The sequence below is a fragment of the Pseudoalteromonas sp. BSi20652 genome (genome assembly GCF_000239855.1).
Classification (GTDB): Bacteria; Pseudomonadota; Gammaproteobacteria; order Enterobacterales; family Alteromonadaceae; genus Pseudoalteromonas.
Map to the genome: position 1 here is coordinate 24237 of NZ_BADT01000091.1, position 21933 is coordinate 46169.

The following is a 21933-nucleotide window of genomic DNA, read 5'->3' on the forward strand; positions in this document are numbered from 1 at the left end:
TAGGAACATAAGTTACTTGCTGGTTAAATTTGTAACAACAAATAAACATATTTTAAACTCATAACACTTGCCTGTACTGTATTCACTCGGTATAAAAACCACATATACTTTTTATAAGAAGCGAAAAGCCATGCAAGAACATAAAAACCAGCCATTGACCGATTTTATAGAATACCCACACGATGAAATGTTAGCCCGTGCAAATGAATTTTTACAAACGAGCCAACGTCGTCATAGTATTCGCAGCTTTAGCAACCGCCCAGTGCCAAAAGAGATTATCGAAACCTGCATAAAAGCAGCGGGTACGGCACCCAGTGGTGCAAACCACCAGCCTTGGCATTTTGTGGCTATTAATAGTGCAGATGTTAAAAAGCAAATACGCGATGCGGCTGAAAAGCTAGAGCGTTCTTTTTACGAAGGGCGAGCAGGCGATGAATGGTTAGATGCATTAAAGCCTTTAGGCACCGATGCTAACAAACCCTATTTAGAGCATGCACCTTGGCTTATTGCTGTATTTAGTCAAAAAAAGGGCGGTGTGAGTACCGATGATAAAAATACAAATTATTATGTGCATGAGTCTGTTGGGCTTGCAACGGGGTTTTTAATACAAGCTCTGCACCGTGCAGGCCTTGCAACACTGACCCACACCCCAAAACCGATGAGTTTTTTAACGGACATTTGTGACCGAGATAAAGACAACGAACGCCCTTACATTCTATTAATTACAGGCTACCCCGATGAGCATGCAACAGTGCCGATGCATGCCCTAGATAAAAAATCGATTGATGAAATAGCCAGTTTTATTTAATACCTTGCAAGGGGGCATAATCAATAGCCAGTACATCCCCTTCTTTGAGGCCAGCAACCACATGCTGCTTATTATTTACCCTGGTGCCTAAACGGACGAAACGTTTAACTAGCGTTTCGTTCTCCAACACATACACCATGCTTAATTGACCAAACTCATGCACCCAGCTTGGCTCAATTAAAATACCTTGAGCGCTTTTTGTGGGCAATTGTAGCTGTGCGTAAAGCCCAGGGAGCAAGCCTAATTGTGTATTCGTGTCTAAACGAATACGCAAGCTGCGCGCGCTATTGTCGGCAACAGGGACTATTTCACTCACTGTAGCCGAAATAGTTAAATTGAGCGATGGCAGTACCACGCTCAAGCTATCCCCTAGTTTTAATTTTACTGCTTGTTGTTCACGTACATTAAATTCAACCTGTAATTGTGATGGGTTATACACAGTAATGAGTGGCTTACCCGGTATTGCGGTATCGCCAGGTTCAGTCAAGCGCTCAACCACGACCCCCGAAATGGGTGCAGTTATTTGAGTATAATTTAGTGTCACTTTGGCCTGTGCTTGCTGCTGCTTAGCGGCGGCTAAATTAGCTGTGAGGTTATCAAATTTAGCTCTAGCATCATCTAATTCGCTAACGGATACTAACCCCTTGGCATTTAAGTTGGTCATTCTGTCTAATTGCTTTTGAGCTTGCGTCAACGATGCCTGCACCGCGTTAATATTAGCGTCGCTTTGTGCCAACGCCGCTTTAAAATCATCTTGCTTGAGGGTAATAAGTAAATCGCCCTTAGTGACTTTATCGCCTGCTCGTACCTTTAGCTGCTCAACCTGCGCCATCACATTTGATGAAATTTGCGTATTTTGTTTTGCAATTACACTACCCGGCACCTGCTCAATACCGGTAATGCTTTGCAGGACAATCGTGACACGCTCTCCCTGATAATTACTGTGTTGTGATTCTTTTAACCCTGCGCTTTTCTGGTCAGAAAAAATGCCAGCCATATAAAACACAGCCATAATAATTACCAATAAAGCGATTAAAGCGCCCAATAGTTTTGATTTACCCTGCATGCGCTTCACCCTCTGAACTTGCAAACACTAAATAATAAACAAGCGGTACTACAAATAACGAAAATACAGTAGACGCCACAATACCAAAAATTATCGCAATCGCGAGCCCGCTAAATACAGGGTCTAGTGTGATGACTAAGTTACCCAATAAGGTCGTTCCTGCGGTTAGTAATACAGGACGCATGCGCACTGTTCCTGCAGCAACCAGCGCATCTTTTATAGCCATGCCTTGGCCTCGTGCTTGATTAATAAATTCAACTAAAATGAGCGAATTACGTACCACAATACCAGCAAGGGCAATCATCCCAATCATCGCTGTAGCGGTAAATAATACCGGCTCAGGAGCGCCTGCTATAACGCGCTCCCCAAACTGATTTAGTAACCAAAAGCCTGGCATAATACCTATGACAGTGAGCGGAATAGCCGACATAATAATTAACGACAAGCTCGCAGATTGTGTTTGTACCCGTAAAATAATAAATATGGCACTAAGCGCAAAGGCAAATGCAATCCCCATATCTCTAAACACATCGATGGTAATGCGCCACTCTCCCTCACCACTAAAGTTGGCATAAGTGCCTTGTGGTAATTGCCATGGCGCAGTGCCCCCGTTGTTAAAAAAGTGGCGGTTTATCCATGGTGTTTTTTCAAAATAGTTAGGCCCGGCGTTAAAATCAGCATTTACGTCTGCAATAACCTCTGCCGGCGTTCGCCCGTTTAGCTCAGCCATAACATAAATTACATCGCGTTGATCTTTACGAACCCGAATATCTGCAACCTGATGTTGCGTAAATTCACCTAATTCTGAAAGCGACACTAATGGCCTAGGTGCACTTTGCAAACCAAATTCATTACTGGTTTTAGCTAAGTCTCTGTCACCTCTTACTTGCAGTGCAAGTAATTGCGAAATTTGATTACGCTCGCTGTACGGTAACTGTAATTTAATATCAACAGGCTCTGTTTCATTACTTACGTAAAGTACACCCACGGTTTCACCTTGCGTGGCAACACTTAACGATTGGGCAATATTTTGAGTGGAAATGGCACTGAGTGCTGCTTTTCGCTTATCGGTTATAAAACGCTGTAAAGGTGCGGGCGCAACCATAGACGTATCCACTTCGACTACATGCGGCTCTTGCTGTAAACGTGCAGCTAATTGGTTGGCGGCTTGGTAGTGGGTTTGCTCATCAACAAAATCATCTCGATAAACCTCAGCAACTAAGGTACTTAATACCGGCGGCCCAGGAGGCACCTCAACAACTTTTATTACTATGCCTTCTTTTACTAAAGGTGCGAGCTGTTTGCGTAAGCGCATAACCACAGCATGTGATTGATGCTCGCGCTCAGACTTATCAATCAATAACACTCTTAGCTCTGCTAAATGTGAAGCTTCACGGCGATAATACCCACGTACCATCGCATTAAAATCCATACTTGAAGGCTTACCAACGTACGCAGCTATTTCACTTACTTCGTTTAATTGCCATGTGAGTGTTTGCACTTGTTGAGTAAAGGCAGCGGTTCGTTCTAAATTTGTTCCCTCTGGCATGTCTATTAATACTTGTAGCTCGTTTTTATTATCAAACGGTAATAGCTTTAAAGGCACTAAACGCATAACCGGTAGCATGGCGCTAATAATAAACAAAATTAATGTGCCCCATAATACCCATTTTGCACGCTGCTTTGAGACAAGCAATGGGCTTAATAACGTTTGATAAATACTTATTTTTGGCTCAATTTCAGTGTGGGTATCTGTATTGGGCTTGAGTAACTTCATAGCAAGCCAAGGCGTTACAAAAAACGCCACAATGGTAGACACCATCACGCTGATTGGAACGTTAAATGCCATCGGTGCCATGTACGGCCCCATCATGCCGGTAATAAATGCCAGCGGAATAAATGCCACCATAATAGTCAAGGTAGACATCAGTAACGCACCGCGAATTTCGCTCATTGCGCCAACTATTTGCTGTTTTTTGTTGCCTTTTTTATTTAAGAAACGGCTTATATTATCAATCCCTGTAATTGGGTCATCTACCAATAACCCTAACGATAAAATAAGTGCAAATAACGTTACTCGGTTAATGGTATAACCAAACGCAAAATCCAGTGCCAGTGTAATGCCATAGCAAATAGGGACAGCTAACCCAACAACAATGGCTGGTCGCCAACCCAAAAATACCCCAACAAATATCACCACCGTAAATACTGCAAACACCAAGCTTGATGTTAGATTATTTACTTTTTCATTGGCGGTCTGCCCATAATCTCTTAATACCGAATAACTCACTTCGGGCGGTAAAAGCGTGCGTGATAACTCAGCCATCATTTGATGAACATCGTTTGCCACCGCCACGGCATTAGTGCCTGTTTGCTTAGCCACACTTAATGTGACCATAGGTGAGTGTTGCTCATTAGATGATTGTGCAAGCCATTGGTAATGTTCAATCTCGCCAGGGCCGTCAATCACGTTTGCAATATCAAGTAAGTAAACACTTTTACCATTTACTACATTAACTACAAGCTGCTCTACTGCAGACTTATTACGTAAAACGTCACCTGCTTGCAGGGCTATTTTTTGCTGGCCATTTATAACACTGCCTACCTGTGTGAGCTGATTAGATATATTCAATGCGTAAAGTACATCGTTTATAGTCGTTTGGTGAGCAGCCAACGCGCTGGCATTTAAATTGATGGTGAGCGTGCGTTTACGCCCAGCAATCACTTTTACCTCGCTGGTGTTTTCAATACGTTGTAAACCATTAGCAATTTCGTTAGCAAATCGCGTTAATTCGTAATCGCCATACAGCTGCGGATCTTTGCTGTAAAGCCCAAGCATAACAATGGGAACATCATCTACTTCAACGGGCCTAATTTGCCAGTGTTCAATAACAGAAGGCATTGTATGCTGGTAACTATTAAGCTTCGCGTAGGTATCTAAAATAGCTTGTTCACGATCATGGCCCACCTCAAACCTAAGTGTCACCACGCTAGCGCCAGTTTGTGTGGTTGAGTAAATATGTTCAACACCACCAAGCTGGGCCAATAGTTTTTCAAGTGGTTGAGTCACCAATCGGGTAACCTCAGGCGCTTCTACGTTAGGAGCCGATACATATATATCGAGCATAGGCACTATTATTTGCGGCTCTTCTTCTCGCGCCGTTTGCTGTAAAGCAAATAAGCCAAACAAAATAGATAACACAAAAATAATAACCGGAATACGGCCGCTTAGGCTGCTTTTAACTGCGTTATCAATTATGCTCATAACCCTTAGCCCTTACAAAATAATCCGTATAGTGTGCCCAACAGATGCACCGCATTTTGATCAATCACCCGGTAATAAATAGTTTGGCTCTCACGGCGGGTAGCCACGACATTAGCTTTACGAAGTGCGGCTAAATGTTGAGAAAGTGCTGATTGAGCTAAAGGTACAGCTTCATTTAATTGCGAAACACTCATTTCTGTTTCTTGCAAACAACATAAAATCATTAAACGATTTTTATTAGCTAAAATTTTTAATAACTGCTCAGCCTGAGCTACATTGCCAGCCATTGCGTTAAAGTCGATGTTCATAACGTGCTCTTATTATAGAAGTGACTAGAGTATAAATATATATATTAGCAATGTCTAACATTAGGTTTTACTAATATAGAAAAATCTAATATAGTAAATGAAATATTTTGTTTAAGTGCGAGCTCATGATTGTTATAACTGTATTGCTACAATTTTTCATAACCCTGATGAATGTGGCTTACTACTTAATTGCACTAAACTTAATCCAATTTGCTTTTAGCAATTGATATCCAATGTTCACACTATTGCGTAAACTTAACGTTAAGGAATAAATCTCATGCTTACATCAATTCCCGATTTACTAAAAATTATCACACCTAACCAACGCCGTATTGACGCAGCGCAAGCAAAACTCGAAATTAGCGAAAACAAGGGTTTACTTATTGATGTACGCGAACCTGCAGAACACGCAACAAAAGCAGCGGTAGGCGCTATTAATATTCCGCGCGGGTTACTCGAAATGAAGTTGATGGAAATAGAAAAAGACGCAGCACGCCCTATTTACGTGCACTGCGCTAGTGGCGCACGCGCAACGCTCGGAGCAGAAGCGTTAACACGTGTTGGTTATGAAAACGTAACCGTAATTACCTGTGACGCAAATCAAATATGTAGTGTGTTTTAAACATCAACTGAATACTTATAATGATGCGCCTAGTAAAGGTAGGCGTTTAACTTTGTGATAAGTCAGTGCTAATTTAATACACTCTTTAACTGGGTGTTCTGGCAATGGCTTCTCACTATTTAATACAATTGCCCGGTTACCTTCAAAAGTGAGAGTGTGTGAATGCAACTCTTTAAATGTGCTTACTAGCTTTGATTGGCAATGAAAAAAATAACACTAGGAGCCCTTAAAGCCTACGCGAATGGGGCTGCCATTTATTGTGTTATAACTTGGCTCTCCCCACTTTAAAGACTCTTCAACAGCTCCTAAGTTTTGCTCTTGTGCTACGGTATAAATTAACTCTCGTAATTGTATAAGCGTACTTTTAGCTGCCTCAGGATGATTATTAAATATATTTTTTATATACGTATCCATAAAAACATCCTTATAAGCGCTCTACCTATACTTAAAGGTAGATTACTTTTGTTGTTTTTCATCAAGTAAAACAAGTAGCATCTGCTCAATATTTTTAACACTATAAGTAAGTGCTCTCAGTAGCTCTTTCTCACTTTGCTCTGTTGCCTGCTGCGACGTTTTACCTTGATTAGCCAATACATCTTTTTGCTCAAGTATCGCCTCTCTAAACTCACTCGCATTAACTACACCAAGTAATGACACCAATGCACCGTGGCCAGACTGCCCTGCTGTTTCAAAACTTAAACGATACAGCCCAAACATGCGCATTATTGGGCCTTGACTTAGGCCTACATCGGTTATTTTTTCGAGCGGTATTGATTTTTCTTCTTTAAAAAACACCCCGCGTTTTACAACTAGTTTTTGCGTAAGTAATTGCGCCGACATAGCCGCTAATATTCGCCCACCCACCAGCCACACTATCGCTAAAACAATGGGTAACAACGGAATCGTCACCAGTGCTAGCACACTAAAAAAAGTGGCCATTAGCATCCAATATTGCTGAACCTTCGGGTCGAAAGATGCACTTTTTAAAATATGTTTTGTCATTGTTTTAATCCTTTATCTATATAACTACAAATACACTCTGCAAACTTCAATAATCTCTACTCAATCTTACAAACTAATAACGACTTTTATCGCAAGGACTATAAATACTACCCCCAGTATTTTATCAAGCCACGGGTTTTGCTTGGTAAAGCCAAAGCGGTTTTTTGAAACCTCTGTCAGTAACGCCACCAGCAAGTACCAGCCGGTATCAATTACAAACACGGTTAAACACATAATTATACCCACACTTAAAGTAAGTAGCTGAGGGTCAATAAACTGTGAGAACAAGGCTAAAAAGAATATAGCAAGTTTGGGGTTCAAAAACGCTATGGCAAAACCATCTTGCAGCGCTTTGGCTGCGCTTACCTCACTTTTTTGTACTTCAAGTTCGTTATTGCTAGGTTTTGCTAGTAATATTTTTATCCCTAAATACGCCAAATAGGCCGCACCTAAATACACCAGTATTTGATAAACAGTTGGAAACTGCGTCATTAAAGCGCCTAACCCTAATAACGATGCACCGGCATACAAGCCAACGCCTATACCATGGCTGAGCGCGGCAAGCATACCGTTTTGCATACTGCCGTTAAGTGAATGCTTTAAAACCACCGCTAAACTTGGCCCTGGCGACATTGCGCCCATCATGCAAATAGCCGCTAGGCTTAACCATACTGTAAATGTCATTTAAAGCTCGTCAATTTCAATAAGTAATGTATAACCGTGCACTTGCCCATAAAAGCCAGTCAATGGCACTGCGTTTATTACTTTCCAGCCATCTTGATTTAATTCCTGTATGCGATCATTCAGTGCGGCTATATCTACCCCACCCAAAAAACGGGTCTTTCTAAATTCGATTACTTTTTGCATTTTAATCCTTGTATATTTTATAACGTGTATTGAAAATCGTAATGATGAACACCGTTTTCAATACGTATTTTCATACTGCCCGTTAACCCTTCTAGCTCATTAGTGCCTGAATCGGGGATTACATTTAAAATTAGGCTATCCTGACCTTTATCCATAGTACCAAAATGCTGCAATACAAAGCTGCCTTTTTTGCCTTCAAGCTCGCCTATTACTTGCTCTATTGCCACATAACCGGCACTGCCTTGCGAGGGTGTCATGGCGCTCAGCATTTCGCCTTGGCTGGAAGCATTTAAGTCACCTTTAAATGTTTTATCAATCGACATGCGTCCTAAGTTAATACCTTACTGCCCTTTGGTATAACCTTCAATAGGCGCTAAAGCCACTGTAAATTCACCGCTTATTATTTTTGTTGTCATAACAATTCCTTATTGATGATATTTAATACTATTGATTTTTAATCCGATGATGCCATATCTATACCTTAACCTTTAAAAAGAATCCACTATGTCAAAAAACACTTCCGCATCCGAGAAAGCTGCTTTTAGCAGTTTATTACCTGTTTTTGCTTTTATAAAACCGTATAAATGGATGGTAGTCGCTGCACTAGCCGCGCTATTGGTCACTGCGGGTGTGAACTTATCATTAGGCCAAGGTGTTAAGTTTGTTATAGATCATGGGTTTATTGCAGGCTCCAAAAATCAATTACAGCAAGCTGTACTGGTACTCATTGGCTTAATCAGCTTATTAGCGATAGGTACCTTTAGCCGTTTTTATTTAATGTCGTGGATTGGCGAACGAGTCAGTAACGATATTCGAAAAGCCGTGTTTAATCGTATTGTTACCCTGCACCCAAGCTACTTTGAAGAAAACCGCAGTGGCGAGCTTATGTCGCGTTTAACCACCGACACCACATTACTGCAATCAATTATTGGTTCATCATTTTCTATGGCGCTGCGCAGTGTACTTATGTTGATTGGTGGACTTGCTATGCTGCTATTTACTAATTTAAAACTTACTTTAGTGGTTGTAGCCTGTGTACCGCTGGTACTTGTCCCTATGATGATATTTGGTCGCAAGGTACGCAAACTAGCCAGCTCTAGCCAAGATGCCATTGCCGACATAAGCACCTACGCTGGCGAGATCATACAAAATATTAAAGTAGTGCAAAGTTATAGCCACGAAGAACAAGAGCAACATGCCTTTGCGCTTGAGACCGAAAAAGCCTTCAACGTTGCTAAAAAACGTATTAAGCAACGTTCATTTTTAATAGCCGTGGTGATTTTTTTAACTTTTAGTGCCATTAGCGCTATGTTATGGGTGGATGGTAACGACGTACTCGCAGGTACCATGACCGGCGGCGAGCTAGGTGCATTTGTGTTTTACGCTATTATGGTTGCAATGTCAGTGGCAACCGTTGCTGAAGTGTATGGAGAACTTCAACGTGCAGCAGGCGCGGCGGCAAGATTACTTGAATTACTTGCTGTTAAAAGTGAGATAGAAAACCCGCTAAATCCACAAGATAGTCATTTACTGCAAAATATTGATAGCCCTGCTATTACGCTTGAAAATATAAGCTTCAACTATCCCTCTCGCCCAGACGTAAGCGCGCTTCATAAAATAAGCCTAAATATAAATCAAGGCCAAACCGTGGCAATTGTTGGCCCTTCTGGCGCAGGTAAAACTACATTATTTGAATTGCTACAACGCTTTTACGATCCGGCCAGTGGGGCCATTAAATTTAAAGATGTAAACATTAAAGATTTATCGCTTAATACTCTGCGCAATAAAATGGGCATGGTAGCGCAAAACCCTATTTTGTTTAGCTCCGATGTAATGCATAACATTCGTTACGGCAACCCAAATGCAACCGATGAGCAAGTATATGCCGCAGCAAAGTATGCGCATGCCGATGAATTTATTAAACAATTACCGCAAGGTTATAACAGTTTTTTAGGTGAGCAAGGTGTGAGGTTATCGGGTGGGCAAAAGCAGCGTATTGTACTGGCCCGCGCTATATTAAAAGACCCTGAAATACTTCTTCTTGATGAAGCCACCAGCGCACTCGATGCTCAAAGTGAGCACCATGTACAAGCAGCGCTTGAGCATTTAATGCAAAACAGAACAACGTTAATTATTGCCCATAGGCTGGCAACGGTTAAACATGCCGATGTGATTGTAGTCATGGAAAATGGAGAGATTATAGCAACGGGTACTCACCAAGAATTGTTAGCAAGTAACCCGTTGTATCAAAAACTGTGTGAATTACAGTTTAATAAAGACTAACCTTCTGTATTTGGCACTATTTGAATTTCTACACGGCGGTTTTGAGCACGACCATTTACACTTTCATTAGTCGCAATTGGACGAGTTTCGCCATAACCTATAGTGCTAACACGTGTAGCCATGATTTGCTGGTTCACTAAGTAGTTTTTAACGCTTTGAGCACGCTCACGCGATAGGTTCATGTTGTAGCTATCTTGACCTGTGCTATCGGTATGACCTTCAACACTAAGGTAGGTTTTTTCGTACTTGTTCATTACTTTTGCAATTGCGTTTAACGTATCGTTAAAGCCTGATGAAATATAAGATTGATCAGTCGCAAATGTAATATTTGATGGCATAACTAAACGTAAGTTGTCGCCCTCACGCACTACTTCAACACCTGAACCCGCTAACTCATCACGAAATGCTTCTTCTTGCTTATCCATGTAATCGCCAACAGCTGCGCCAGCTAGTGCACCAATAGCTGCACCAATAAAAATACGCTTATCTTTATGATTACCCGTAGCCTTACCTAATACACCTCCGGCAGCAGCGCCAATAGCAGCTCCTTTACCCGTGTTATTCATTTCGCAACCCGAAAGTAATACAGCTACTACGGTTACGCTTAAAAGTGATTTAGTTAAAGTCATGGTGATACCCTATTCATTAAGAATTTAGTAAGAGTATGCAAATACATGTATGAACAAACTATGAAGGGCGTGTTAAAAGCAACGCATCTTGCTTGATTGTTAAACAGACCTCAAACTAATGTGCCGTTTTAATAAAAATGTCATACTACGCTGTGACAATTTAATGAATTTTACAAAGGATATTGGCGCAATGTTAATTGCTATTTTTAGACAGTTTTTTTTACTAGGGTGTATGAGTTTTGGCGGCCCCGCTGCACATTTAGGTTACTTTAAGCGCCACTTTGTAGATTCATTAAATTGGTTAACTAGCGCGCGTTACGCACAACTTATTAGTTTAAGCCAAGCACTGCCGGGGCCTGGCTCTAGCCAAGTAAGTTTTGCTATTGGTGTTGAGCGTGCTGGCGTACTGGGTGGTATAGCTGCTTTTGTAGGTTTTACTTTGCCTTCGTTTTTAATAATGGTGCTGCTTGCGGTTAGTGCCCATCAGTTTGACGCTGTTTACTTTGCTATTATTGCTGGCTTAAAGTTATTTGCCGTTGTTATAGTTGCTGATGCAACACTGAGTATGGCTAAAAGCTTTTGTACAAGTGCTGCGCTTAAATTGCTTGCGGTAATGAGTACACTTGCTTTGGTGTTACTTCCAATGATGGGCACTCAAATCGCTATTTTAATAATAGCTGCAACGATAGGTGCTATATGGCCTTTATTAAAGCTTGGTACTCCCACGGAAGATGTTAGCAGTAAAAACAGTAATATTAATTGGATTGCACTGGGGTTATTTGCGCTCTTACTTGGTGTTAGCTTTATTCCACTTGGGCAAGAGTTTGCTTTGTTTGCCCCTTTTTACCAGGCAGGTGCAATGGTGTTTGGCGGCGGACACGTAGTACTGCCGGTACTTCAAGCTGGCGTACCAGCATTGAGTGATGATCAGTTTTTAAGTGCTTACGCCAGTGCACAAGCAGTGCCAGGGCCTATGTTTACTATTGCTACTTACTTAGGCGCACAACTTACCACTGAGCAACCTTTAGTGGGTGCTCTTATAGCTACATTACTTATATTTATGCCTGGTTTTTTACTTATACTCGCGTTTCAAAAGAGTTGGATTAATTTGGCAAGTAAGCCACGTTTTGCAAGCTCAATAGCGGCGCTTAATGCAGCGGTAGTCGGTTTTTTAGCTGCTGCACTGTATTCGCCAATTTGGACATCAGCGGTGCATAGTCTTTGGCAAGTTGCGTTAGTAACAATTGCATTTGCATGGCTGCGATTTAAAAAGCCACCTATTTGGTGGCTCTTAACTTTATTTATTGCTGCGGGTCTTTTTCAGCACTATTTGCCGTTACTTTAAATGTTGGCTTATCTGCTTGCTGCGTATTGGATGGGCTTAATTGCCCACTAACACTTTGATACGCTCTAAGACCAAACACCGGCAAGACCGCAAGTAAATGATCCATTATTTCGGCCTGTAAATGCTCGTACGAAATCCAGCGTTTATCTTCACTAAAGCAATAAAACTCAATCGGTAAACCATGATTTAGTGGTTGTAGCTCTCGTACCATTAACGTAAGGGAGGTATTAATTTTACTGTGCTGTTTTAAATAGCCTTCGGCATAACGACGAAATAACCCTAAATTAGAAACTGGGTTTGGTAATGTCGAAACTCGAATGAATTCATGCAGCGGAATAGCCGCATTAATTTGCTTTCTAAACTCGTCCCCCACTAAACAAATGCTGTGCATATCTATATTGAGTGAACGCTTAATACGCCTGCCACCTGAGTCTTGCATTCCGCGCCAATTTTTAAACGAACCTGCTACCAGCATATAAGTTGGAATTGTTGTAATAGTGTTATCCCAATTGCGTACTTTTACCGTGTTTAAGCCCAAATCAATAACTTCACCATCGGCTCCGTAGTTATCTACTTGAATCCAATCTCCATAGGTTACCAAACGATTTGCCGCTATTTGAATACTCGCCACAAACCCCAAAATAGTGTCTTTAAATACTAATAACGTAACCGCAGCAATAGCACCAAAGCCAGAGAGAATATAAGTAGGTGACTTCTCAAGAAAAATACTCACGATTAAAATAGCACACACAATAAAAGTGATTAGCTTAACAACCTGAATTAAGCCCTGAATAGGGACTTCTCTGGCAAACTCTAATTGGTTATAAATAGTACCTGCAATACTTACAATACTACTAAAAATAAAACCGCCGTAAATAATGAGTAAAGCTTGCCCTATCGTTTTTAGTATTTCTCCTGCAATCTCATTAACAGGGTATACGCTATCAAATGTAGCTAAAAACAATACACAACATAGCATTCCTGCAATGCGCTTGTTTAATTTATTAAGTATGGGAGATAGCGCACCAATACGCTCAGGAGAAAGCTTAGTCACTATTTTTTGAATGCCTGGCAACATTAAACGACGAGTGAATAAATACAGTAATAATAACGACACCACCCCAATTGCTATCGCGGTAATAGAGCTAAGAAAATCCGCATCAGGTACTTTTTCAAACCAAGGAGCGATTAATTCCTGTAGGTGAGTATTGGTCATAGTGTTTCAATTTCCTTACTGATTTGTGGTTCAGGTAAATCTTGTTGAGCATAAATGCCGGCAAGTTGCTGATCTTTCGCAACCCATAGCTCATTAACATAATGTTGAAAATTAACTTTAAATACGTCATCACTTTGATAACTGCCCTGCATATTGTCATTAATGGGCGTTACCTCTATAGAAACATAAATAGAATCCAACTCACCTTTTAACAAGTTACGGCAAACATGATCGGTTTTACCACTATATACTAAACTTGTATTAAGCATGGCATCAAATTGATCGGCTAATACCTCAAGCGCAAAAGCAATGCCGCCCGCTTTGGGCTTTAATAAATGCTTAAAAGGACTTTGTTGCAGATTATGTTTGGCTGGCGTATAGCGTGTACCTTCAACAAAATTAATGATGGTAGTAGGATGATGACGAAAATTACGACAGCTACGCTTGGTGCGCTCTACATCCAACCCTTTCAACTTTGGATTTTTAGCGAGTTGCGCTTTGCTTACCCGTTTCATAAACGGCATACCCATAGCCCACGCACCAGTGCCAATAAAAGGCATGTATTTTAACCCGTCTTTTAAAAAGAACTTAGGGGCAGGCAATGCATGTAATGAGCTCAGTACGGTTATATCTAACCAACTCGCGTGGTTACAAATAAGTAAATACCAACTTTTTGAGTTTAAGTCGCCACTTATATCAACCACAATATTAGGGCAACCTAACCAAAGCCCTAAACGGTTGCCGTTACACCAACCTCGGTAAGCGCTGTGTAATATAGAGTTAACCACAGGCAAAGGCAGTAATAATTTAACAAGGCCCAGTACAAATACTAGCGAGCCAAAAAGTATCATGTTAGAAAACAATACGCAGCCTACAATTAAGCCGTTAAGCCAATTTGGTAACCACTTTTTTAGCATAACTGTAAGCTCATATTTTTACCTTTTACTTATGGTTTTTTTCGAGCGATTGTAATGTTTGCTCTTTGTTTTCCCATAAGCGGTTTAACTCGCTTTGAAAGCGAACTCTAAATTCAGAATCACCGGTGTAGTCACCAATAAGCTCTTCGCTTACCGGCCTTACTTCCACGTGTACGTTGATATTTTTTACCTTTCCACCTGCAAAATCCATAAAAGTAGGAATACCATCAGGGTAATGAATTGTAACGTTAACCACTTTAGTAATTTGCTCGCCCATTGCTTGCATTACAAAAGCAATACCGCCCGCTTTTGGTTTTAATAAATGTGGGAACGGGCTATTTTGACGCGCGTGCTTTTGCATAGTAAAACGAGTGCCTTCTACAAAGTTAACCACACTTACTGGCATCTCTTTAAATTTTTCGCAGGCTTTACGTGTGGTTTCTAAATCTTTGCCACGCAGCTTTGGATTCTTTTTTAATTGGCTTTTGCTCGTGCGAGTCATAAACGGAAAATCAAGCGCCCACCAACACAAACCTAAAATAGGCACGTAAATAAGCTCTTTTTTCAAAAAGAAGTTTAAAAATGGGATTTTACGATTAAACACGCGCTGTAATACTAAAATATCGACCCAGCTTTGGTGATTTGCAATTACTAGGTACCAATCTTTTAGTTTAAGGTCTTCAAGGCCAGTTACATTAAGTTTAGTTGGCGTGAATAACTTTTGATTTAAGCTATTAAAGGTCACCCAAATAGTTGCAAATTGCTTAGCTGCCCAGCTCATCAGCTTTTGTAGCGGCTTAATAGGGATAAGCTTTATAAGCCCACAAACAAAAATAGGCACAAACCAAAAAAGTGTGTTTATTGTGTAAAAAATAATACTAAATACACTGCGAATAACTGACATTACTTCCATTCCTTTAAACATTGCGCAGCCACTAATACTGCGCTTTCAGTTGCTTACAAATTAATCTTCAAAATAGGTATAGCCTTCAAGACCTGCATTAAGCTCAGCTAAATAACCTTCTTTACACTGCGTCGATACATCAAGTTTATTAACTTGGTACGCAAAATTGTCAGCTAAAATGGCGCTATCATAGTCAACAAACTTTAATACATCCTTAACGCTATCACCTTTTATGGCATTGGTTAACACGTAGCCATCGTCGTTAAGCTCTACGTGCACCGAATCAGTGTCACCAAATAGGTTGTGTAAATCACCTAAAATTTCTTGATACGCGCCCACCATAAACATAGCAATGTGGTATTGCTCGCCATGCTTATATTCTGGTATTGGTAGGCTGGTTTCGATACCTGCGCCTTCAACATACTCACGAATTTGCCCGTCAGAATCGCAGGTAATATCTTGAATAATTGCGCGCTGAGTCAATGGCTGAGTTAAATTTTCGATTGGCATCACCGGAAACAACTGCTGAATACCCCATACATCAGGCAATGACTGAAATAATGAAAAGTTAACAAAGAGTTTATCAGCAAGCTTTTCGTTTAAATCGTCGAGTACTTCACGGTGCGCGCGCGCGTTATTACTAAGCGATGCACGTACACGATGTAAAATAGTAAAGTAAAGCTGCTCTATTTTCGCCCACTCTAGCATGCTTACCAAGCCATGCACGTACTGATCGTGCGCTTCGCTAAATAAGTGCATAGCGTCGTGATAAATCTCAAGTGCCATACGCGGGTTTAAACGCTGTAAACACTGCCACATTTCATCAAGTACTAATGCGCTATTTTCAAGCGGTGGCTCTGGATTTAAATGATTAGGCGCTTTTTCTACGTCAATTACATCGGTAATTAATACCGCATGGTGAGCGGTTAAAGCGCGCCCCGATTCGGTGATAATTGCTGGATACGTAAGATTATGTTGGTCGCATACCTCTGCAAATGCATTCACTACGTTACGCGCATACTCTTCTACGGTGTAATTCATTGAACACGCACTACGCGAGCCAGAGCCCTCGTAATCAACGCCTAAACCGCCGCCCACATCAACGGTATTTAACGGTACGTTTAATTGTGTAAGCTCAGCAAAGTGGCGGGCGCATTCACGCAAAGCACGGTGAATATCACGAATGTTGGCAATTTGAGAACCAATATGAAAATGCACCATTTGCATTAAGTGCAGCTTATTATGCTTTTTAAGCACTTCTACCGCACTTAGTACTTGGCCTGCCGTTAAACCAAACTTGCCTTTTTCGCCGCCCGTGTTTTGCCACTTGCCTTTGCCTACTGAGTTTAGGCGAATACGAATACCAATAGCTGGCTCAATACCTAGGTTGTCTATTTCTTCAAGTAGTGTGGTCAGTTCTGAAAGCTTTTCTACCACAATTTTTACGCTGTGCCCCATTGCTTGGCCAATACACGCTAAGCGTAAAAACTCACTGTCTTTATAGCCGTTACACACTATTGTGATTGGCTCTTTTGCTACACCTAAAATAGCCATAAGCTCTGGTTTTGAGCCTGCTTCTAAGCCAACAAGCCCACTTGGGTGCGCCAACAATTTACTTACTACAGAACGTTGTTGATTTACTTTAATTGGGTAAACACAGGTGTAATTTCCGTTATATTCACGATTTGCTCGCGCTTGCGTAAATGCGTTAGTAAGTGTGTCTACACGGTTTTTTAAAATATCGGTAAAGCGCACTAAAACCGGTAACGTTAAACCTTGTTGTTTGAACTGCTCAGTTAATTGCGTTAAAGAGATTGCGGCTTTTGTTTGATCTCCATCTGGGTAAGCCACCAGTTCGCCTTGTTCATTAATATCAAAATAACCATCACTCCAATGAGCAACGTTATAAGTAGCGCGTGCTGTTTCTAAACCCCAGGTCATGGCAACTCTTCTTTAGTCAATTAGGTATAAAGGCGCATTTTAATACGTCACTATCCACTAGGCTAACAAAAATTGAACTTTCACTCACTCCTAACTAACTTTATTCGTCAAATCAGTTAAAATGTCATTGAGCAAAACGCCAAGCACTGGCAGAATTGCCCCTTTTTCATACTCAACCTAAAAAGTGTAATAGCAACTATGGCAAATTTAGATCAAAGTAAGTGGTTTACTGAAATTAGCGACCGCGATGGCAGCGCATTTTCATTACGTATTAACAAAAAGTTAGATGAAAAACAGTCTCCTTTTCAAAAGGTAGAAATGTTTGAAACCACAGACTTTGGTAATTTAATGATCATCGACGGGTGTACTATGGTAACCACCCGCGAAAACTTCTTTTATCATGAGATGATCAGCCACCCTGCACTTTTAGCGCATCCAAACCCTAAAAACGTGGTTATTATTGGCGGCGGCGACTGCGGTACTTTACGCGAAGTATTAAAGCACCCAGATGTAGAAACTGTAACGCAAATAGATATCGACGAAGTAGTAACGCAAATGTCGTTAAAATACTTCCCAGAGCTTTGTGAATCTAACAACGACGCCCGTGCAACTGTTATGTTTGACGATGGTATTAAGTACATGCGCGAAGCTGCTGGCGAATCTATCGACGTGGTTATTGTTGATGGCACCGATCCGGTAGGTCCAGGTGAGGGCTTATTTAACCATGCGTTTTACACAAGCTGTTTAAATGCACTGCGCTCAGGTGGTATTTTAGTACAACAAAGTGAATCGCCACTTATGCACATGCCATTATTAGTTGAAATGCGCGAAGCAATGTTAAGCGTAGGCTTTAACGATTTACAAACACTACCATTCCCACAGCCAATTTACCCAAGCGGTTTATGGTCGGTAACACTTGCACGTAAATCACAAGCATTTGACGGTTTCAGAGAAGACGCTGCTGCAAATATTGCACAGCACAGCGAGTACTATAACAATGGAATTCACCACGGCGCATTAGCAACACCAAACTTTATGAAACGCGCGTTTAATAAAAAATAACATATCTTAAAATATTAAAAAGGGGAGCTTATAAAGCTCCCCTTTTTAGTGCGTGTACAGCTGAAACAGTTACACTTTAAACCTATTAACTAACCGGTTAAGCTCATCGGTTAACAGCTCCATTTTATTTGATACATCTTGCGTTGTGCGAGCCAGTTCGCCACCTTCCATGGTTTGATCATTAAGTGATGATAAGTTAAGGCTTATTTCATCAGAAACCGTTGTTTGCTCTTCGGTTGCTTGCGCAGTTTGCATAGCCATATCGTTTACTTTAGTCGATGAGCTTTGCATGGCATTGAGTATATCGTTAGTTTGCGAAAACGACTCCACAGCATCATCGGCAAATTGCTTACTTTCATCTATGGCATTAATAGATTGCGATACGCTTGATGCAAACAACTCAATCATTTGTTGAATATCGTTTGTGCTATCTTGTGTGCGTGTAGCGAGCGTTCTTACTTCGTCAGCCACAACCGCAAAACCTCGGCCATATTCGCCAGCACGCGCAGCCTCTATTGCCGCATTAAGCGCTAATAAGTTTGTTTGCTCTGCTATCGCACGAATCACCTCAAGGGCTTTAGCTATATTGTCAGAGCTTTGCTGTAGCTCGGTAGAGCGAGCCATTGCTTGTTCCATGTTGTTAGAAAGAGAAGAAATGCGCGAACTAGAATTAGCCACCGCACTAAGTCCTTGCTGAGCCAGTTTTAACGAGTTATCGGCTTCGCTTGATGATTGCTGCGCAACACCAGCAACCTCCTTGCTAGCTGCACTCATTTCATGTACTGCGCTTACAATAGATTCAGAGGCTTGACTTAGCGCTTGGTTTACACTGTTATTTTTAGTTGCCACCTGACTAAGCTCTGTACCTAATCCATTTAGCTCTTTGGATTGCGCTAAGATATCGCGTATCAATTGCTGTAAATTACCTAAAAAGGTATTAAATTCGGTGGCCAAGCCTGAAAACTCATCTTTAGACGTTACTTGTATGCGGCCAGTTAAATCGCCATCACCTGAGGCAATATCACTAATACGCTTAGTTACATAATTAATTTGGCGAGTAAGTTGTTTTGGCACAATGTAACTAAACCAACTCGCTGCAATTAAAATAATAGCAACCACTGTAAGCATCATCATCTTTGTTGAAATAATATTTGATGAAAGCTTGATGATTTCTTGCTCAGAGGTTTTTTCAGCCAGCTCGCCTGCTTTATCAAGCTTAACCCTTAAAGTAGCAAAGGCTTGCTCTGAATTGGTTTGTTTAGCTTGGTTATTTTTATCGACCATGTAACTTTTTGAAGCAGCGAGCCATGTATTAAAATCGTTTTCAAAGCCCTTTAACTCTTTGGCTATAGTAGGGTGATTTTTCATTAATGATAAATACTGATTTAATTTATCAATAACTTGCGCTGCATTTTCTTCATGCTCTGTCTGGTACTTTTCTGTATTGTTTGAATGAGTCACTAAGTTTAATTCGGCGACCTTAGCTTGGTATAGGTCGCGGTCTGCGTTTAAAGCAAGTGACAACGCCTTAATAAACGTTTCAGACTGCACATCAAGTGCATTTTTTTGTAAGGTTATTAAATAGGTGTAACCTACAATTAATGAGAGTATGGCAAGTCCTAACACAACAATAGGAAACGACACTTTGACGCGAATACTATGCAAATTCATTTTATTATCCTACAAGGCCCTAAACGCCTATTACAAATTAAACCTAAAATTGCAGTAGGTTGATAAAACCTAAAACTTCCATTGCGTGTTAATCATTATTTGTTGCTGCGAAGCTCGCTGCTGTAACCCCATTGCAACTCTATTTTCTACAAAACTCTTTAGTGCTGAGCCTTCAATACCTATTTGACCATTTTTACTAAACGCATACCGCCATGATGCAGTTAACCCTTCTCCATGACTACTGTTAGGATCAAATGCGGTAATATCGTTATCGGTTACTTCAAAATAGTCGTAACGTAACGATACCCTGTTTTTACCTTCTTTATGGCTCAGCATGAAATAGTGGCTGTAAAAGGCGTTATCTATTAGTTTATTATCACCCATCTCGGTTTTACCATTTAACGCTTGTGCTATAAAACGCGTTTTTTTATTAAACTTATATAACCAAGCAACGCTAGTAAAACGGGTATCCCAAGCGTATTGTCCTGTACTAATGTTAAGCTTAGTTGGGTCACCATTATTATTATAATAGTAAATCCGAAATTGTGATTTTTTTAAATAATCCCAATGCACACCGCCATAATAGCCAAAACGACCATCCACTTCTTCAAACGGTAAAACATGATTAGCCTGCCAACGCAGTGCAAAGTCATTAAGTGCAGCAACAGGTGCAAACCTAACACCTTCGTTAAATGTAGTTTGTCTATCGTGCATGGCAAACCCGCGCCAAGATAACAACGTGCCTGTGGGGTCGTTACCTTTAAATGTTGCACCCACTAAACTAAAACTATGCGGGCTGTTAAAACGTTTAGCTGGGCGTTTTATTGTTACCTCTGCGCCAACGGTTCTAAGCTCTTCTCCAATCCAACTATTAATTGCTGAATTGGTATAATTGTAAGGAGATGTCCAGCCAATATCTGGATTTTCTAACGACATTAACGGATAAAAACCACCCACTCGTATATGCCATTTATAGTCACTATTCGATAATGGTTGATACTTTATATAAGCTTGCGTAAAACCTAAGCCAACATCTGGGTCCTGATTGAGGTTCGCCACGCCATGAGCAGACCAGCTAGATGCTAAGTCAATATTAAAGTCTAAAATAGCTTGCGATAAAATAAGCTCATCGCTTTTACTGTCGTGGCGATAAAGCCCAATACCACCTTCTTGCCAGCTAAGTAGGTCGTCGCCTTGTACAGCCCTAACTTGCAACAAACCTTTTACTTGTGCGCTCAATGCATTACTAAAAAGTACAGTGCAACTTAATAAAGCTAGCCTTAATAGATTACTAGTAATCATCAAATTCATCCGTAGCAAACTCAATTTGCTCGGTTAAAGTTTGTTTAATTTTATAAGTAAGTGGTTTTGAGCTTACAGATACATCTTCTGATTCAACATTACTAATATCACTAAATCCCGAGTGCCATACATTAAGAGTGTACTCACCTTTTGACGCTGTTAAGTCAACTTTTCCTGCTTCATCAGTAATCGCAAAAATTGTACTATCAACGACCACTATGTACCCCAACATCCAATCGTGAATATTGCAGCCTAGCTCTACAACACCCGTTTGCTCAAACACCAAGGGGGCTTTTGGTTGTTCTTTATATAATTTCAGCTCGAATGTTTTAGCCTTAGAAAAGGAATAAACATGGTGCATAATGGAATCTGCATTTGGAAATTCTACTTTTGCATTTTGCGGTACAACCAAAATACGTGGTGTAAATTCTCTGTCTTTTTGACTCATTGCATAAGGGGTATCAGGAGGCGTGATTATTTCTGAGCCGTTTTTTGTGGTTAACCACACAACGGCGTTTGCCATTGGCTCATCTTTCGTGTTTTTAACTGTTATGTTAACTGCAACAGTTTGCCAGCTTAAAACCATTAATATGATAATAATTAAATACTTGCTCATTAGCTTACTTTTCTTATTTTCAATATATTTTCATTATAGACCGATTAGAGTGCTAATTTTTATTTTTATAGCATTAATTATATATTTAGCGGCATATGTTATTCACAAA

At 40.6% G+C, this 21933-nt stretch carries 19 protein-coding genes and 2 pseudogenes; 5 read left to right on the forward strand and 16 right to left on the reverse strand.

From position 1 onward, the window contains the following. Positions 1–130 precede the first annotated feature (130 nt). A complete protein-coding gene (locus P20652_RS10670) occupies positions 131–808 on the forward strand; it encodes a nitroreductase family protein (protein ID WP_008168130.1) in 678 nt (225 codons plus the stop codon). Here the strand turns inward: P20652_RS10670 and P20652_RS10665 are convergent. Genes P20652_RS10665 through P20652_RS10655 form a run of 3 tightly spaced genes read right to left on the reverse strand, consistent with a single transcriptional unit; the run spans position 801 to position 5447 of the window. Further along, positions 801–1874 (reverse strand): efflux RND transporter periplasmic adaptor subunit, encoded by a 1074-nt coding sequence (locus P20652_RS10665; RefSeq protein WP_008168132.1) that lies wholly within the window; start codon positions 1872–1874, stop codon positions 801–803. The genes P20652_RS10670 and P20652_RS10665 overlap by 8 nt on opposite strands. Beyond that, the gene (locus P20652_RS10660) at positions 1864–5139 is read right to left on the reverse strand and encodes an efflux RND transporter permease subunit (RefSeq protein ID WP_008168134.1); all 3276 of its coding nucleotides are present in this window, start codon (positions 5137–5139) and stop codon (positions 1864–1866) included. The genes P20652_RS10665 and P20652_RS10660 overlap by 11 nt, the downstream gene beginning before the upstream one ends. Before the next feature lie 5 nt (positions 5140–5144). Next, positions 5145–5447: a metalloregulator ArsR/SmtB family transcription factor gene (locus P20652_RS10655; protein WP_008168136.1), complete on the reverse strand. Its 303-nt coding sequence runs from the start codon at positions 5445–5447 to the stop codon at positions 5145–5147. Positions 5448–5724: 277 nt separating this feature from the next. Here P20652_RS10655 and P20652_RS10650 point away from each other — a divergent pair, with 277 nt between their 5' ends. Continuing rightward, positions 5725–6069: a rhodanese-like domain-containing protein gene (locus P20652_RS10650; protein WP_008168138.1), complete on the forward strand. Its 345-nt coding sequence runs from the start codon at positions 5725–5727 to the stop codon at positions 6067–6069. Positions 6070–6084: 15 nt separating this feature from the next. Here the strand turns inward: P20652_RS10650 and P20652_RS17915 are convergent. From P20652_RS17915 to P20652_RS17920, 5 genes and pseudogenes are all read right to left on the reverse strand, one after another. Beyond that, positions 6085–6483, reverse strand: a pseudogene (locus P20652_RS17915) (DUF1801 domain-containing protein). A gap of 42 nt (positions 6484–6525) precedes the next feature. Further along, on the reverse strand, positions 6526–7071 hold the full coding sequence (locus P20652_RS10645) for a PH domain-containing protein (protein ID WP_008168143.1): 546 nt from the start codon (positions 7069–7071) through the stop codon (positions 6526–6528). Between the two features lie 66 nt (positions 7072–7137). Beyond that, complete coding sequence (locus tag P20652_RS10640) at positions 7138–7755, reverse strand: LysE family translocator (protein WP_008168145.1); 618 nt, start codon at positions 7753–7755, stop codon at positions 7138–7140. Further along, positions 7756–7938: a hypothetical protein gene (locus tag P20652_RS10635; RefSeq protein ID WP_008168146.1), complete on the reverse strand. Its 183-nt coding sequence runs from the start codon at positions 7936–7938 to the stop codon at positions 7756–7758. Between the two features lie 17 nt (positions 7939–7955). Beyond that, positions 7956–8354: pseudogene (locus P20652_RS17920) on the reverse strand (DUF3224 domain-containing protein). 88 nt (positions 8355–8442) lie between these two features. On the opposite strand from P20652_RS17920, the gene P20652_RS10630 reads away from it, so the two are divergent. Further along, positions 8443–10221: an ABC transporter transmembrane domain-containing protein gene (locus tag P20652_RS10630; protein ID WP_008168150.1), complete on the forward strand. Its 1779-nt coding sequence runs from the start codon at positions 8443–8445 to the stop codon at positions 10219–10221. On the opposite strand, the gene P20652_RS10625 is transcribed toward P20652_RS10630, so the two are convergent. Continuing rightward, entirely contained in the window at positions 10218–10850 is a 633-nt protein-coding gene (locus tag P20652_RS10625; protein ID WP_008168153.1) for an OmpA family protein, read from the reverse strand. The genes P20652_RS10630 and P20652_RS10625 overlap by 4 nt on opposite strands. A gap of 190 nt (positions 10851–11040) precedes the next feature. On the opposite strand from P20652_RS10625, the gene chrA reads away from it, so the two are divergent. Then, the gene (gene chrA / locus P20652_RS10620; protein ID WP_008168155.1) at positions 11041–12195 is read left to right on the forward strand and encodes a chromate efflux transporter; all 1155 of its coding nucleotides are present in this window, start codon (positions 11041–11043) and stop codon (positions 12193–12195) included. On the opposite strand, the gene P20652_RS10615 is transcribed toward chrA, so the two are convergent. From P20652_RS10615 to speA, 4 genes are read right to left on the reverse strand one after another with little or no spacing between them, the layout of a single operon-like run. Then, the gene (locus tag P20652_RS10615) at positions 12152–13411 is read right to left on the reverse strand and encodes a mechanosensitive ion channel family protein (RefSeq protein ID WP_008168157.1); all 1260 of its coding nucleotides are present in this window, start codon (positions 13409–13411) and stop codon (positions 12152–12154) included. The genes chrA and P20652_RS10615 overlap by 44 nt on opposite strands. Beyond that, complete coding sequence (locus P20652_RS10610) at positions 13408–14328, reverse strand: acetyltransferase (RefSeq protein ID WP_008168159.1); 921 nt, start codon at positions 14326–14328, stop codon at positions 13408–13410. Before P20652_RS10610 ends, P20652_RS10615 begins: the two co-directional genes overlap by 4 nt. Before the next feature lie 25 nt (positions 14329–14353). Beyond that, complete coding sequence (locus tag P20652_RS10605) at positions 14354–15232, reverse strand: acyltransferase (protein WP_008168161.1); 879 nt, start codon at positions 15230–15232, stop codon at positions 14354–14356. Between the two features lie 60 nt (positions 15233–15292). Beyond that, positions 15293–17173, reverse strand: a complete 1881-nt coding sequence (speA, locus tag P20652_RS10600; RefSeq protein ID WP_008168162.1) for a biosynthetic arginine decarboxylase — start codon at positions 17171–17173, stop codon at positions 15293–15295. A 198-nt stretch (positions 17174–17371) separates the two neighbouring features. On the opposite strand from speA, the gene speE reads away from it, so the two are divergent. Continuing rightward, positions 17372–18235, forward strand: coding sequence for a polyamine aminopropyltransferase (speE, locus tag P20652_RS10595; RefSeq protein WP_008168164.1), 864 nt, complete (start codon positions 17372–17374; stop codon positions 18233–18235). A gap of 69 nt (positions 18236–18304) precedes the next feature. Here the strand turns inward: speE and P20652_RS10590 are convergent, their stop codons facing one another. From P20652_RS10590 to P20652_RS10580, 3 genes are all read right to left on the reverse strand, one after another. Next, positions 18305–19906 (reverse strand): methyl-accepting chemotaxis protein, encoded by a 1602-nt coding sequence (locus P20652_RS10590; RefSeq protein ID WP_008168166.1) that lies wholly within the window; start codon positions 19904–19906, stop codon positions 18305–18307. Positions 19907–19975: 69 nt separating this feature from the next. Further along, on the reverse strand, positions 19976–21208 hold the full coding sequence (locus P20652_RS10585; RefSeq protein ID WP_008168168.1) for a hypothetical protein: 1233 nt from the start codon (positions 21206–21208) through the stop codon (positions 19976–19978). After that, entirely contained in the window at positions 21198–21824 is a 627-nt protein-coding gene (locus tag P20652_RS10580; RefSeq protein ID WP_033017376.1) for a methylamine utilization protein, read from the reverse strand. Before P20652_RS10580 ends, P20652_RS10585 begins: the two co-directional genes overlap by 11 nt. Between the last annotated feature and the right edge of the window lie 109 nt (positions 21825–21933).

Coding starts and splice junctions, on each gene's coding strand:
- P20652_RS10640 (WP_008168145.1), bottom strand. CDS start 7,755: ATGACATTTACAGTATGGTTAAGCCTAGCGGCTATTTGCATGATGGGC.
- P20652_RS10645 (WP_008168143.1), bottom strand. CDS start 7,071: ATGACAAAACATATTTTAAAAAGTGCATCTTTCGACCCGAAGGTTCAG.
- P20652_RS10630 (WP_008168150.1), top strand. CDS start 8,443: ATGTCAAAAAACACTTCCGCATCCGAGAAAGCTGCTTTTAGCAGTTTA.
- P20652_RS10585 (WP_008168168.1), bottom strand. CDS start 21,208: ATGATTACTAGTAATCTATTAAGGCTAGCTTTATTAAGTTGCACTGTA.
- P20652_RS10610 (WP_008168159.1), bottom strand. CDS start 14,328: ATGCTAAAAAAGTGGTTACCAAATTGGCTTAACGGCTTAATTGTAGGC.
- P20652_RS10670 (WP_008168130.1), top strand. CDS start 131: ATGCAAGAACATAAAAACCAGCCATTGACCGATTTTATAGAATACCCA.
- speE (WP_008168164.1), top strand. CDS start 17,372: ATGGCAAATTTAGATCAAAGTAAGTGGTTTACTGAAATTAGCGACCGC.
- P20652_RS10650 (WP_008168138.1), top strand. CDS start 5,725: ATGCTTACATCAATTCCCGATTTACTAAAAATTATCACACCTAACCAA.
- P20652_RS10625 (WP_008168153.1), bottom strand. CDS start 10,850: ATGACTTTAACTAAATCACTTTTAAGCGTAACCGTAGTAGCTGTATTA.
- chrA (WP_008168155.1), top strand. CDS start 11,041: ATGTTAATTGCTATTTTTAGACAGTTTTTTTTACTAGGGTGTATGAGT.
- P20652_RS10660 (WP_008168134.1), bottom strand. CDS start 5,139: ATGAGCATAATTGATAACGCAGTTAAAAGCAGCCTAAGCGGCCGTATT.
- P20652_RS10580 (WP_033017376.1), bottom strand. CDS start 21,824: ATGAGCAAGTATTTAATTATTATCATATTAATGGTTTTAAGCTGGCAA.
- P20652_RS10635 (WP_008168146.1), bottom strand. CDS start 7,938: ATGCAAAAAGTAATCGAATTTAGAAAGACCCGTTTTTTGGGTGGGGTA.
- speA (WP_008168162.1), bottom strand. CDS start 17,173: ATGACCTGGGGTTTAGAAACAGCACGCGCTACTTATAACGTTGCTCAT.
- P20652_RS10605 (WP_008168161.1), bottom strand. CDS start 15,232: ATGTCAGTTATTCGCAGTGTATTTAGTATTATTTTTTACACAATAAAC.
- P20652_RS10655 (WP_008168136.1), bottom strand. CDS start 5,447: ATGAACATCGACTTTAACGCAATGGCTGGCAATGTAGCTCAGGCTGAG.
- P20652_RS10590 (WP_008168166.1), bottom strand. CDS start 19,906: ATGAATTTGCATAGTATTCGCGTCAAAGTGTCGTTTCCTATTGTTGTG.
- P20652_RS10615 (WP_008168157.1), bottom strand. CDS start 13,411: ATGACCAATACTCACCTACAGGAATTAATCGCTCCTTGGTTTGAAAAA.
- P20652_RS10665 (WP_008168132.1), bottom strand. CDS start 1,874: ATGCAGGGTAAATCAAAACTATTGGGCGCTTTAATCGCTTTATTGGTA.